This window comes from Alkalicoccus daliensis (assembly GCF_900103955.1).
GTDB lineage: Bacteria > Bacillota > Bacilli > Bacillales > Salisediminibacteriaceae > Alkalicoccus > Alkalicoccus daliensis.
Genome location: NZ_FNIL01000001.1, coordinates 50854 through 64388, shown reverse-complemented (window position 1 = coordinate 64388; position 13535 = coordinate 50854). Strand labels below are relative to the sequence as shown.

The 13535-nt window shown below is 40.3% G+C and carries 15 protein-coding genes; 5 read left to right on the top strand and 10 right to left on the bottom strand.

Translation table 11 applies throughout. The features are described from left to right. Positions 1-11: 11 nt before the first annotated feature. The 3 genes from liaF to BLP92_RS00345 form a co-directional block, all read right to left on the bottom strand. Positions 12-818 carry a cell wall-active antibiotics response protein LiaF gene (liaF, locus tag BLP92_RS00355; RefSeq protein ID WP_090839469.1) on the bottom strand — a complete coding sequence of 269 codons (807 nt, stop codon included), beginning with the start codon at positions 816-818 and terminating at the stop codon, positions 12-14. A gap of 346 nt (positions 819-1164) precedes the next feature. Then, positions 1165-2406, bottom strand: a complete 1242-nt coding sequence (gene fabF, locus BLP92_RS00350) for a beta-ketoacyl-ACP synthase II (RefSeq protein WP_090839467.1) — start codon at positions 2404-2406, stop codon at positions 1165-1167. 19 nt (positions 2407-2425) lie between these two features. Further along, positions 2426-3358, bottom strand: a complete 933-nt coding sequence (locus BLP92_RS00345; RefSeq protein WP_090839465.1) for a beta-ketoacyl-ACP synthase III — start codon at positions 3356-3358, stop codon at positions 2426-2428. 225 nt (positions 3359-3583) lie between these two features. On the opposite strand from BLP92_RS00345, the gene BLP92_RS00340 reads away from it, so the two are divergent. Then, complete coding sequence (locus tag BLP92_RS00340; protein WP_090839463.1) at positions 3584-4477, top strand: hypothetical protein; 894 nt, start codon at positions 3584-3586, stop codon at positions 4475-4477. A 476-nt stretch (positions 4478-4953) separates the two neighbouring features. Beyond that, on the top strand, positions 4954-5886 hold the full coding sequence (locus tag BLP92_RS00335) for an EamA family transporter (RefSeq protein WP_090839462.1): 933 nt from the start codon (positions 4954-4956) through the stop codon (positions 5884-5886). Positions 5887-5945: 59 nt separating this feature from the next. Here BLP92_RS00335 and BLP92_RS00330 read toward each other — a convergent pair whose 3' ends face one another. Both BLP92_RS00330 and BLP92_RS00325 read right to left on the bottom strand, forming a co-directional pair. Then, positions 5946-6689: a hypothetical protein gene (locus BLP92_RS00330; RefSeq protein ID WP_090839460.1), complete on the bottom strand. Its 744-nt coding sequence runs from the start codon at positions 6687-6689 to the stop codon at positions 5946-5948. 253 nt (positions 6690-6942) lie between these two features. Beyond that, positions 6943-7524: a histidine phosphatase family protein gene (locus tag BLP92_RS00325; RefSeq protein WP_090839458.1), complete on the bottom strand. Its 582-nt coding sequence runs from the start codon at positions 7522-7524 to the stop codon at positions 6943-6945. 532 nt (positions 7525-8056) lie between these two features. Here BLP92_RS00325 and BLP92_RS00320 point away from each other — a divergent pair. Together BLP92_RS00320 and BLP92_RS17850 are read left to right on the top strand one after the other, a co-directional pair. Then, on the top strand, positions 8057-8470 hold the full coding sequence (locus BLP92_RS00320) for a general stress protein (RefSeq protein ID WP_090839455.1): 414 nt from the start codon (positions 8057-8059) through the stop codon (positions 8468-8470). Positions 8471-8626: 156 nt separating this feature from the next. Further along, entirely contained in the window at positions 8627-8776 is a 150-nt protein-coding gene (locus BLP92_RS17850) for a lmo0937 family membrane protein (protein WP_139148903.1), read from the top strand. Positions 8777-8838: 62 nt separating this feature from the next. Here BLP92_RS17850 and BLP92_RS00315 read toward each other — a convergent pair whose 3' ends face one another. The 4 genes from BLP92_RS00315 to pdxR all read right to left on the bottom strand — a co-directional run bounded on the left by BLP92_RS00315 (position 8839) and on the right by pdxR (position 12663). Then, positions 8839-9741, bottom strand: a complete 903-nt coding sequence (locus BLP92_RS00315) for a mechanosensitive ion channel family protein (protein WP_090839453.1) — start codon at positions 9739-9741, stop codon at positions 8839-8841. A gap of 111 nt (positions 9742-9852) precedes the next feature. Next, the gene (locus tag BLP92_RS00310; protein WP_090839451.1) at positions 9853-10293 is read right to left on the bottom strand and encodes a flavodoxin domain-containing protein; all 441 of its coding nucleotides are present in this window, start codon (positions 10291-10293) and stop codon (positions 9853-9855) included. 99 nt (positions 10294-10392) lie between these two features. Then, the gene (locus BLP92_RS00305; protein WP_090839449.1) at positions 10393-11250 is read right to left on the bottom strand and encodes a metallophosphoesterase; all 858 of its coding nucleotides are present in this window, start codon (positions 11248-11250) and stop codon (positions 10393-10395) included. 12 nt (positions 11251-11262) lie between these two features. Beyond that, positions 11263-12663 (bottom strand): MocR-like pyridoxine biosynthesis transcription factor PdxR, encoded by a 1401-nt coding sequence (pdxR, locus tag BLP92_RS00300; RefSeq protein ID WP_244516643.1) that lies wholly within the window; start codon positions 12661-12663, stop codon positions 11263-11265. Positions 12664-12774: 111 nt separating this feature from the next. Here pdxR and BLP92_RS00295 point away from each other — a divergent pair, with 111 nt between their 5' ends. Continuing rightward, positions 12775-13185, top strand: coding sequence for a GNAT family N-acetyltransferase (locus BLP92_RS00295; protein WP_090839445.1), 411 nt, complete (start codon positions 12775-12777; stop codon positions 13183-13185). A 7-nt stretch (positions 13186-13192) separates the two neighbouring features. Here BLP92_RS00295 and BLP92_RS00290 read toward each other — a convergent pair whose 3' ends face one another. Further along, the gene (locus BLP92_RS00290; protein WP_090839443.1) at positions 13193-13486 is read right to left on the bottom strand and encodes a hypothetical protein; all 294 of its coding nucleotides are present in this window, start codon (positions 13484-13486) and stop codon (positions 13193-13195) included. Positions 13487-13535: the final 49 nt, after the last annotated feature.

Sequence of the window (13535 nt, the reverse complement as noted above, 5' to 3'; positions counted from 1 at the left end):
CCGCCTTCTTTTTATTTAGCTCCAATATGTTTAACTTTTACATCACCTATGCCCACCTCAATATGCAGCTGGACCTTTTTTAACGAGTCCTGGTAATCACTGCTTTTAAAAGAAAGAGTGCGTCCTGCACCCGACTGTGAGTTTTTAAACAGTGTCATTTCTCCGAGTTTGGCATGTGCAGTAATATCTGCAGCTGTACCTTCAGGAAGAGCAATTTCAATACTGCCGATACCACATTGAATATAAATTTCATTTACTCCCTCTGCAAGTTGCGCGTTGGAAAAATCAAGATAAACACTGCCTACGCCCATTTTTACCGTCCGTCCATGTACATGCCATGCATCTTTTCCTAAATGGATATCCCCCGCAAAAGCAGATCTCTGTTTTTTAAAAGTATTATTTTTTTTATTGCGGTTTTTTAAGCGGCCGCCTTGTTCTTTATCAAATTTCACTACTTTTGTTCTGTCTCTGTCCATAAAAAGTTTAAAGGCCAAATAAAATAAAAGCAGCCCCCAAGTCCAGCTCCAGAAATCGGCAGTCTGCAGATTCAGTCTTTCAGACAACTGACTTCCTGCAGCGAAAGCTGTAATAATCAGCCAAATTCCTGCTGTCAGTCTTCCAATATGTTTTCTATCTCTTTTGAGCGATCGATAAAAAATGCTGATCCCCTGCAGAAACCAAACAAAGCCGAGGAGAAGCAGAACAACTGTTATTCCGAGCAGGAGAATTTGTGAAAAGTGAAGCTGAATTAATTCGATACTATTCAACACAAATAATATCCCTGCCGCTGCTAAAAAAATGGTTACCCATTTGCGCATCAGTGTTCCTCCTCTCTCCCGCCTGATTTACATTTATTATAATAGACTTTTAACAATAAAGGAATGACCTCAAGGCGCTAACAAAATAAGACTTCCGTCTCATTGATTGAAGTTATCCTGCTTCACTTCAATCTGCATCTTTTCACGTTACCCCCATGACAAAGAAAAGACTCTTTTACTCTCATAATAAAACGAACCTTTTGGAAAAGTGAATGATTTTCAAATATACGTTTTCCAAAGTAAAGTGAATGAAAAGCCTAACAATGAATATGATAAACATCCGTAATTTTTCCTTTTAAACGTTCAAAAGCTTCTTTTTCATTTACGGAAAAAGAAGCTTTTGCATTTAACCTGTATATTTTCTGAAGAGGAGAGAAACGTTATGCCCTCCAAAGCCTAAAGAATTACTGATTACGAGATTTGTTTCCTGGGAGCGTGCTTCGTTCGGAACCACATCTAGGTCGCAGTTTTCATCAGGTGTTTCATAGTTCATAGTCGGTGGCAGAATGTTTTCCTGCAGCGCCCGTACCGAAAAGATTGCTTCAATTCCTCCGGCAGCACCGAGAAGGTGTCCTGTCATGGACTTAGTGGAACTTACCGCTAATTTGTATGCGTGATCGCCAAATACAGTTTTGATCGCTTCTGTTTCGTAATGATCATTGTATTCCGTGCTTGTACCGTGCGCATTAATATAATCGATTTCTTCCGGCTGCACATCTGCCTGTTCCAGTGCCTGCTTCATTGCACGGGAAGCTCCTTCTCCATTTGGAGCGGGAGCCGTTACGTGGTAAGCGTCTCCTGTAGCACCGTAGCCGATAATTTCCCCATAAATTTCTGCACCTCGTGCCTGTGCATTTTCCAGAGATTCCAGAATTAATATTCCTGCCCCTTCTGCCATAACAAAACCATCACGGTTCTTATCAAAAGGCCGGCTTGCTTTTAAAGGATCTTCATTTGTAGATAAAGCTCTCGCGGAAGAAAACCCTGCGAATGACATTTCTGTCAGCGGCGCTTCCGCCCCACCTGTTATCATTACGTCCGCATCACCACGCTCAATTGTGCGGTAGGCATCTCCTATAGAATTTGCTCCTGAGGCACAGGCAGTCACTGAACAGGAATTTACCCCTTTCGCTCCAAGTTCTATTGATACTTGACCGGCTGCCATATCCGGAATAAGCATCGGCACAAAGAAAGGTGAAACTCGACGGTATCCTCTTTTTTCATACAAGCGGAACTGTTTTTCATATGTTTCCATTCCGCCAATGCCGGATCCGATCCAGACTCCTACGCGGGGTGCGTTTTCCTCTGTAATTTCAAGGCCAGCATGTTCCACTGCCATTTTTGCTCCTGCGACAGCAAATTGTGTGAATCTATCCATTTTGCGCGCTGCTTTTGGATCCATATAATTTCCTGGATCAAAGTCTTTTACTTCCCCTGCCACTTTCGCCGGGAAATTCGCATCTTCGTAGCGAGTAAAAGTATTTATTCCTGATTTTCCATTTTTAATGCCTTCCCATGTATCTTCAGCTGTATTTCCAAGCGGAGTCACTGCTCCGTATCCTGTAATTACTACTCTTTTTTTCGTCATAATAAAGTCGCCCCTTTTCTTATTTTCCCCAGACAAGCGCTATTGCACCCCAAACAAGTCCGCCACCGAATCCTACGAGCACTACTGTATCGCCATCTTTAATATTTCCCTGATCTAAATCATATTTAAGAGACAGAGGAATAGATGCGGAAGAGGTATTTCCGTAACGGTCCACTGTTTTGGACATTTTTTCAATCGGCAGATCCAGCCGCTCCCGTGCAGCTTCCATAATACGTATGTTTGCTTGATGAGGTACAAGAAAGTCTACATCATCCTTTGTAAGGCCAGCTTTTTTAACAACATTTAAACTGGATTCCCCCATCTGCCGAACAGCAAATTTAAATACTTCCCTGCCATTCATCACCATATATTCATCTTTGCGGATATGCTCTCCACCGCTGCCGTCTGAACCGAGTTCAAATGATAGAATACCGCGGTCTTCCGCAACTGGGCCAAGCACTGTGGCTCCAGAGCCATCACCAAAAAGCACGGCTGTATTGCGGTCTTCCCAGTCCACAATTTTAGACAGCTTTTCTGTACCGATTACAAGCACGTGTTTGAAAGTTCCGTTTTCAATAAATTGTTTCGCAGTAACGAGCCCGTAGACATATCCGGCACATGCTGCGCTGAGATCCATCGCTGAAGCTTTCGTTGCGCCGAGCTGATGCTGAAGCATCGATGATACAGACGGAAAGCTTTTATCCGGAGTAACAGTTGCTACGATAATCATATCAAGTTCTTCTGCTGTGATTCCAGCGTTATCCAAAGCTTCTTGTGCTGCATGAAAACTCATATGTGAAGTGTCCACATCGTCAGCTGCGATGCGACGCTCTTTAATTCCTGTTCGAGTACTGATCCATTCATCAGAAGTATCGATTCTTTTTTCGAGATCCTGATTGGTAAGGACATAATCCGGCACATACGTACCCATGCCCCAAATTCCTACGCGCATAATTGTTCCTCCTCAAAATACGTGCTTATATGTAATATTATGACCTAGTACTAAAAAAATTGCAATAGGCTGGATTTCCTTCTGCATGAAGTGGAAAACCTTATTATTTATCAATCTTTATCCGGTGTATTATTTAATCAGCTGCGGCATTTACAGGTTTTATTGATATGGTAAAGGGAACAGAAATAAGGCACAAAGACATTTAAATATAATGGAGTGTTTTAAATGAAAAAAACTTATCAATTTACGAGTTTTATAGCTATTACCGCACTTGTAATAGGATGTAATTCTGACGATACTTCTGAAGATAATTCTAATGAGGATAATCTAAATGAAGAAAATAATTTAAATGTGAATAATAATGAAGAAATATCATTGAATACTAATGCACTTGAGGAAAACAACCAGAACGAAGATGCCGAGGAAGAGGAAGAAGATACTGAGGAAGAGTTAGAAGCACTCCTGCATGACGTTATTTTAGCGGAAGAGGAACGTGGAAATTATTATGTGCACGAGGAATCTGTACACATTTTTGATCAGGAGGGAGATGCTGAGGAAGAAATTGCAGAAACGGAATTCTGGTTTTTTCCTCAGGAAGACAACGTACATTTCCAACGCAGAGAATCTCATATGGAAGATGGGCCAAAAGAATTTTCTGTAGTGAATGAGGAAGAAACTCTGTTTTATACAGAAGATACTGATACTGTCCACGTGCTTGACATCAGCCCGGAGGATCGTGAAGAAGAAACACACGAGTCTGGGGAAGCTCCTTTTATAGAAAATTATATGGAAACGCATGATGCTGAGTACCTCGGTGAAGAGGAAGTCAACGGATATACAGCACATAATGTGATATTTGAGGATGAATCTGAAACGATTGAATACTGGTTTGATGCAGAAACTTATTTTCCAGTCCGGGTAGTAAGAAATATAAGCAGAGAAGACAGAGAGGAATCAACAGAAATGAATGTTTTGGAATATGAACTGGGGATTGAGGAAGATGAAAGTCTGTTAACGTTGGATGATGTAACAGCAGATGACGTAAGCTACGAAGAAATGGATCCAGTAGAAGAAATGGGAGAAGGAGAAGAAGACCCGGACGAAGAAAATCACGGATAATTCCTAAGAAAGATGCTTCAGAATAAAACTGAAGCATCTTTTAAGTGTATACTTTCTCGCCAACATTATTTATCCTTTTCAAATATCTATTTATGAAGAAGCCTCCTCATGATAAGATTTCCATATAAAAAATTAATACATGCTACCTTGAAAATAAAAGTTTGCTAAAAAGAAGTAATCATACTGCTTCACTTTCGGAGAGGCTTGCCAAGGGCTTGTTCTCGACTAATTTCTCTCACAGGCCACTTGGATTCTCCAACTGCGCTAGTCCTTTGGGCGTCCTCTCCTTCGTTACACAGCAGTATTAATTTGCATACTTCATGGAGCAAAAATTTTGCATGAGTGTCTCTGTTATTGTTTATTGTTATCATAAGAAATTCAGCTGCAGCCGGTGGCAGACAACAACGAACCTGAGTCGTACAACTCTTATAAAATCTTAGACTTTAACAAAGCTTAATGAAAAAGAGTGATAAATTATGACGGACAATAAAAAAAGAATATTCGGCTTTCTTCTCGTCCTCTCCGGCGCTGGATTTTGGGGTATCGGGGGGACAGTTTCACAGTATTTATTCCAGGAGGAAGGAATAACTGTAGGGTGGCTCGTTTCCGTGAGACTGCTGCTGGCGGGAATGTTAATGATAATACTTGCCTCGTTCCTCCGGGGAAAGCTTCCTGTCTTCGCTATATGGAAAGATAAAAATGCGCGGATTCAAGTAATTACTTTTGGAATTTTAGGTATGCTTGGCGTGCAATATACATATATGGCTTCCATCAATTATGGAAATGCAGCCGTAGCCACTCTCCTTCAATATCTTGCTCCAGTGTTTGTGCTGGCCTATTTAACAGTCAGGAAATTAACAAAACTGAATGCCAGAAATATATCAGCCGTGATAATGGCCCTTAGTGGAACATTTTTACTGTTAACGGATGGATCCCTTTATACACTTGCTGTATCAGGCCGATCTATTTTCTGGGGAATTCTCTCAGGTGTTGCGCTGGCATTTTACACACTTTATGCCGGTCCTCTCTTAAAACAATGGGGATCTCTCTATGTGATAGGATGGGCAATGCTGATCGGCGGTACCGCAATCGGTGCTTTTCACCTTCCGCAGCCGTTTGATATCAGCGGATGGAGTATGACGACACTGCTGTATTTAGGCTTTGTGATAATTTTTGGCACTATGCTGGGCTTCTGGTTTTTCCTGGAAAGTTTAAAATATCTTGATGTGCAGGAAACGAGCCTTTTGGGCAGCATGGAGCCTTTAGCTGCCATTGTTACAGCCGTTCTCTGGCTGCAGATTCCTTTTGGGTGGTATCAGATGTTCGGAACAGCCATTATTTTAGTAATGGTAATTTACCTGTCTATCGCAAAAGAAGCCGTGCCGCCTGCAAAAAAAGCTGCCGCATAGTCACATTTTTTCAAATATCAGCTGCCCGGAAGAATCATCTCCCGGGCTTTTCCTAATGATTATTGATTTTCTATATATCGGTGCATTCTTTGAATACCTTCTTTACTACCAAAAGCCTGAGTAATGCCCCAGATTTTTTTGCTGGTGTCTGTCCCATTATCATTAATATGTATATCAAGGTCGTGAATAATTCGATGTGCATATCTAATTGCCATTCTGTCTTCATAATGTACGGCAAATTGGTTCATTCGATATAAAAATTCAAGATCTATAAGCAGTCGAGACTGCGCTACCAAATCTTCTTTTAAATAAGAAGCATCTTCCTGAATCTGCTTATATTCATTTTCTTTATATTCCTTAAACTGTAGCGTCTCTGCTCCTCCATAGCCTGCAATTTCATTAAAGGAATTGTGCAGTTCTGCTATTACCTCAGCTGCTTCTTCCGCTTTACCTTCTTGAAATTGAAGTTCATTTTCTTCTTCAGAGAGTGTAAGATCAAAGTATTTTCCTTCCATAAAATATACTCTGTCCTCTTCCGATTGTTCGGGAAGACTGCTTTGTTCTTCATTGTCCACCGGATCTTTTGTTTCCTCCTCCTGTTCATCTTTATACTCTTTCATTGTCATTCTTTTTGAAAAATCTGCATTTTCATCAGACTGTTCTGCCCCACTTTTATCTTCATTGTTTTCTACCGCTTTTGTTTCAGGCGCGTCAGGAAATTGTTCAAGTTCATTATAAATGTACCATCCCCCGGCACTTAACCCAATCACTCCAGCGAAACTGATCAACAACATTTTCTTCACTGTATCCCTCCTACTATGACCATCTAAACTGTAACGTAAAAAGCAGGAGGACAGCAAGTATCTTTATCCATTTTCTTACTCTGTTTCCAGTGAAATTCCCTGAATGTTACTGAATAATTTTTTAAATGAATTGAACAGACTCCACTCATCCCTTAATTGATAGGACTGAAATTCCCTTGGACAAAACTGGATTAATGGTTTTATCGTTGGTAGTAAAATCCGCGCTTTCTACACTGGTATCGATATCTTCAGATTATCTAAACCTTCCCATATTTTTGTATTGATAAGTAGTGCACTCCCAATTTTTAAAGCTGATTCTACTGTTCCCTTTCCACTTTTTCTTTTTAAGTTCTTTGGAGATAAGGTAATTAAAAAATCCATGGCCTATCAGTGTAATTTTCGAATAATTCTCTGCAAATTCAACTAACGAATCTGCAGCATGAACCGCTCTGTATTTCGCTTCTTTATACGATTCACATTTGGTGGAGCAGCCTCCCAGCCAAAGCAGTCTCAACAGTATGTCCCAGTAAATTGGTTTTATTTTAAGAAATTCAAACTTCTGCAGAACAGGCAGTTCAGTTTCCCTGAATAAAGAACTTGAAACAAAAGAAGCCTCCGGGGATAAATAAGCTGCAGAATCTTTCGTTCTTTTTAAATTGCTTGTTAGTAATAATTCTGAAGTTTTTACTTTCTCTATGGTTAACAGCGGATAATTTTTTTCTACATGGACGCCGCTGCTGTCATAGTTTCTGCTCCAGTTTTCGTAATTCCTCATATTTATTTTAGTTTTATCGCTGTATAAAGATTTACCGTGCCGAATTAAGTTAATTTCCATACTTTCCACCTCTCCTAATATTACATTCGCTGTAAGCAGAAAAAAACCTGCATTTCCAAAACAGCCGCAGGCAAGATTGTATTTGAGAGAGTAATTTTTACCGTTTCCAATCTCTCGTCGGCAGTTGCAAAAATGCTCTACCTGGGGGCTGGACTCCTTTTTATAGATACAAAGTAACAAAAGTATCTTTTCACATTTTCCCTTGATTTCACATAATAAATCCTACTCAATCCTGCTTCGTGCCGCCCCTCAAACGCCGGTGTTAAAATAAACGATTTTTTTAAGTCAGAAGTCAGTGTAAGTCCTTTATTCTCAAGAGTCTCTCCCCTATTATTTTAAATACACTTTATGACACTGGAAAAGTACTTTCCTATAATTTTTGTAATTTTCACATTTTTTTATTTTTCTATTTAATATTATGCCTGCACTGTTGTTTCAGCTCCGTCATACTGGGAATAGTGGAACTAAGAACGAATGAAAACAGCTCTATTTATATTTGCATTTTTTTTTAAAATAAAAAGGAGGAGTTACCATGAGTAAAAAAGTGACTGGTGTATTTGAGTCGGAATCAGAAGTCATTAAAGCGATCAATCGATTAACTCATGATAATTATACAATGGATGAAATTTTAGTTATCGCGGACAGGAACAAGAAAACTTCTCTCATCGAAGCACAGACAGATGTAAAAGTAGAAAAAGAACCTGCTGTGCAAAAAGAAGAGGGATCTTTCTGGAAGAAGCTGAAATCCGGATTTTCCCAGAAAGAATCTTCTTCAAACGAATCTTCCGATTTTAAGGAACGATTTAAAGAGTTGGGCCTCTCCGAAGAAGAAGCGAAAAAGCACAATGATTTTGTAACTGACCGAAAAATCATTTTAATGGCAGCCGACAAATCTTTTAATCAAAATGATAAAGATTCCACACTGGAAACATCTGCTCCCAGCTGACAAACATAACCTCTTTTAAAAGCGCCTCACAGTGATGAGGCGTTTTTTATTTGTTTAGCTTTTAGAACAGAGGGAATAATTCAGTAATCAGCTTCACAAAATTGTTGGAATAAAAGTGAATCGAAGTACTTATTTTCTGGAGAGGAGGTGAAAGGTATGCTTTGGACAATAATCGGTATTCTCGTTTTATTATGGATTTTAGGTTTTGCATTTGAAATTGCCGGCGGTCTCATTCATATTCTTTTAGTTGTTGCACTAGTAGTTGTCATTATCCGCTTGATTACAGGAAGAAATTCACCAGTTTAGATAAACCTTTCTATATTCTCAAACAAGCGGCATGCCCTGATTTAAGGCATGCCGCTTTATTATTACTTATTTTTTACATTTACATCTACAGGAGGTGCATTCACGAGTTCAAATGTTGCAGAAGCCAGACCAGCTTTTTCCGGATGGCGTTCAATTTTCTCCAGAATACTCGTAAAAAGCTTGTCCTTTGTTAATCTTCTGGATTTGTAATCCACTACATACCGGAGAGTAAATTCAACCCAGTTATCATTGACAGCCAGGGTCACCATTGGTTCAGTTTTTGCATCTTCAATAATATATTTTCTTACCATGCTGTCCCAGTAAGCTTCCGTTTGACCGCTGTACATTCCTATTTCCTCAAAAGCGGTGCTCCGGATCAGTTCTCTAACATAAGTATAATCACTTCCGAATTTAATCGGCAGTGTAATTTCATCCCAAAGGAAGGGGAAATCTGTAGAATAATTATAAACAGGCTCCGTAAATACGAAGCTGTTTGCAATTTTTACGATCCGCCCATTATATAAATCCGCATTTACCCAGTCCCCTGTTTCCATAATCGTCGTTCTGAGGACCCCTATATCTATTACGTCTCCTGTAACACCGCCCAGCTGTACTCTATGGCCCGTTCCAAACATTCCACCTACAAGGATCGTCAGCCATCCGGCAATACTTGCAATTACTTCTCTTAAAGAAAAAGCGATTCCTGCACTGGCTACGCTTAAAACTACCGTAATTCCGCCCAGCATGTCACTGTATATGATTGCTAAATAAACAGTAATAAGCACGAACCCTAAAATATTCGCTGCTTTTCTTGCTTTATACCAGTTATTATCATCTTTTACATAGCGGCTGAGACTTTTTTTCATAATATTTGTAATAAATAGAATTACTAATACCCCGATGACAGCTATAGTTAATGTATAGACAATCTCATTCGTCATTATAAATTCCCAGACGTCATTCATAAAAAGAGCTCCTTTACAGAAAGATACTTCTACTTGCAGATACCCTTTTATACCAGGACCCTAACAGGAAATATGAATACGCAGCTGTATCAGGAAAATAACTGTTACGCTTTAGGAATTAAGTTTTTGCAAAAATTCTTGAGTAAATCGTTTAATATTCTCCCTGTCTTCCTTCACCGGGGCCAATTCAATTTTTAAGGGCGGTATTACTGCATTCATATTTTTTTCCAGGACTTCAGCCTGGAATAAGTCCACCGCCCCGCAAAATTCATTATAGGCGCTGTCGCCCGAGCCGAAGCATCCTGCCGCTTTTCCTTCTAACGGAACTTTCTCCAACAGATCAAAAAATTCTTCGCTGTCAAAAGGAAGTTCTCCATCACCATCAGTATAAGTTCCGATTAAAAACCCATCATACAACGCGAAATCCTTCTGCTGCATCTCATCCATTTCTTTCATCACTACTTCGCATCCTGTTATTTCCTCCTGTAAAAGTGAAGCAATCTCTTCTGTATTCCCTGTCATACTCGTGTAAATGATTATCACTTTTTTCATCTCGGCTCTCCCCTTTCTTAAAACAGAACGTATTTCTTCTGCCTTAAGTATACTAGGTTACCTGCTCCAGAAATTTGAAGAAACTCATTTCACAGAAAACTATTGCTGAGAAGAAGAATGCAGCGTCATAACTATGATTTCAGGGCGGTTAAACACTCTCACAGGAATAACGCTGTTTCCTAATCCGCGGTTAACAACCATAGTAGTATTATTCTGCGTATATGTTCCTGCAGTATATTCAGGAAAAAAACCTTGATCCGGTGCTGCCAGCGCACCTATAAATGGAAGCCTCACCTGTCCTCCATGCGCATGGCCAGTGAAAACAAGCTGTATCTGATAATCCGTATACATGTCGAAAACTTCCGGTCTGTGGGAGAGGAGAATCTGAAAAACTGTTTCGTCAATTTCCTCCGCTGCAGAGTGAAGATGCTCTTCCAGTAATGCTTCTGTATTGTAGCTGCTGCCCTGCGCAGGATCATCTATGCCGAGCAATTGGATCGTTTCCTCCTCCTTAATGATTTCTGTGGACTCGTTTCTTAATACATTCACGCCAGCATCTTTCAACTGCGCTTCAAGTACCTCGTAATTTCCAGACCACCATTCATGGTTGCCTGTAACAAAATAAGTTGGGGCCAGGCCAGCAAGCTCCTGCATTAATAACATGCTGTTATGCATATCTTCCGTATCCTGATCAATGAGATCTCCTGTAAAAAATATAATATCCGGATCTGCCTGCAGAATCATGGAGAGAAGCCGTTCCTGGTCGTTCCCAAAAGATTTATTATGTAAATCAGTTAAATGAACGATGCGAAAATCGTCAAAAGACGCCGGCAGCTCCGCTGAGGTGTAGGAAATTTCTGTTGTTACGAGCGCATTATTCTGATAGTAAACAAAGTATGTGCCACCTAGTCCCGTTAGAAGTAACAGTGTGATCACAATGAGACTTTTTCTTTTCATAATACCTCCTTTTTATTCGTACCACGCCGCTTTTAACCTAATTATTCCTTCTTCAATTTCCTGCTTGCTGAGTCCGCCGAAGCCTAACAGCACTTCGGAATAACGCGCGTTTCTATCTGCATAATAAATAGATACAGGATATACTTTCACTCCCTGCTTCTCAGCAAGCTCAATCAGCTTTCTTTCTCCCTCCTTTGTTTTTAACTGCAGCAGAATATGCAGGCCGGATTTTTCCCCTTTCACTTTTACTCTTTCTCCAAAGTGCTCTTCGATTGACAGCAGGAGCTGTTCTTGTTTTCTGCGATAATTCGTTCTCATTTTATTTACGTGGGTCTGCCAGTGTCCCCGCTTCATAAATAAATACAAAGTGTGCTGGTGAAGCCGGGAAACTGTCTGCTTATACAGCAGCAGCTGCTCATCGAATTTTTTAACAAGGACTTCCGGCAGCACCATATAACTTATTCTAAGAGAGGGAAGCAGTGTTTTTGAAAATGTTCCTAAGTAGATTACCTGCTCTCTTCCCCGATAAAGACCTTGCAGCGCAGGAATAGATTGTCCTGCATAACGGTACTCCCCATCATAATCATCTTCAATAATAAAAGAGTTATTTTGCAGGGCCCACTGGAGCAGTTCTATTCTTCGTTTCACAGGCATAATATGCCCCAAAGGAAACTGGTGGGAAGGAGTAATGTATACAGCTTCTATCTGTTTTTCTGCCAGCTCTGAAATCATTATGCCTTCCTTATCAAGAGCAATGGGTTTCCAGCTTACTTCTTCCCGTTCAAAAACTCCTCTGGTACGATGAAATCCGGGATTTTCCATTCCAAAATTTTTGTTCCGGCCTAACAGCATAACAAGTAAATGCATTAAATATTGTGTGCCTGCTCCTATAATTATCTGCGAAGCCGTACACTCCACTCCCCGAGACTGGTAGAGGTGCTTCTTTATTTCCTCTCTCAGATTAAGTTCTCCCTTTGGGTCTCCATTCAGAAATAATTCTTCCGATGTCTGCTGCAGTGTTTCATTGGAAAGTTTTTTCCACAAGTGCAGGGGGAAAGATCTTAGATCCACCTTTCCATGACTAAAATCAATTTCTATTTTGTTTCTGCCAGAACTTATTAGGCTTTCTTCTTCCACTGGCAGTGCAGGCAGCAGCCATTCATCCTCCGGAAGCACAGCTGCATAGATACCAGAACGCGGTCGGCTTTCCACATACCCCTCAGCCTTTAACTGCTGATAAGCTGTTTCCACTGTATGCTGGCTTACTCCCAGCTGATCCGCTAGCTTCCTTTTGGAAGGCAGTTTTTCTTTCGGCTTAATCCTGCCTGTTTTAATTTCCTGCCGCAGATGATAATAAATCTGCATGTACAGCGTGCTGTCCAATTTTTTGTTAAGCAGAATTGAGATATCCACGGTAACTTTCGGCTCCTTTACAACTGGCATGGTCATTTTTTCTTCTACTGATTATTTTAAATATACCAGATACTAACTATAATCAAAGAAATTAAAGGAGGTTTTTGTGAAATGCATAAAAAAAATGGAATTACTTATCAGGAAAATGGTGAGATGTCTGCAGAAGAGCTGGCATATGTATTTCAATATTCAGGGATAAAAAGACCCTGGACCGATATGCGCAGATTGGAAAAAATGCTCCACCATGCAAACATTCTCGTAACAGCCAGTTATGAAAACCAGGTAATTGGTGTTGCAAGAGGACTGGCAGATTTCAGCTATTGCTGTTATTTATCAGATCTTGCTGTCTTACGAAGTTTTCAGGGACAGGGTATAGGAAGAGAACTACTCGCTGCTGTGCAGCGCAGAATTGGTGAAGAATCAGCTTTAATATTACTTTCCGCTCCGGAAGCAATGAGTTATTATCCGGAGCAGGGATTTGAAAAAATAACGAACGGCTTTAAAATTGCGAGAAAATGTTAAACCTCTCTTAAAGAAGTAAAAGCATGGTCGACAGCACTGTAATAAATGCTCCGAAGAAAAATGGACTGATGCTGCCAATAAAACTGTTCCCGATCTTTCCGGGTACGTAATTTCCAAGCGAACCTGCAGAAGCTGCCCCTTCCCCAAGTACAGAGACGGATCCGCCGTAAGTGAAAAAGCAGCCCAGCAGCCCTGTAATAAATACTGCATTGATCAGCTGAAAGTTAAAAATATAAGCAGCACCCGCTGCGATGCAATATAAAATTACAATAGTCAGCAGGGTGTAAAGAATAAATTTCATTGGTTCCCTCCTTTGCTGTTCATCAGCTTGACGGATTATCTAAATATCA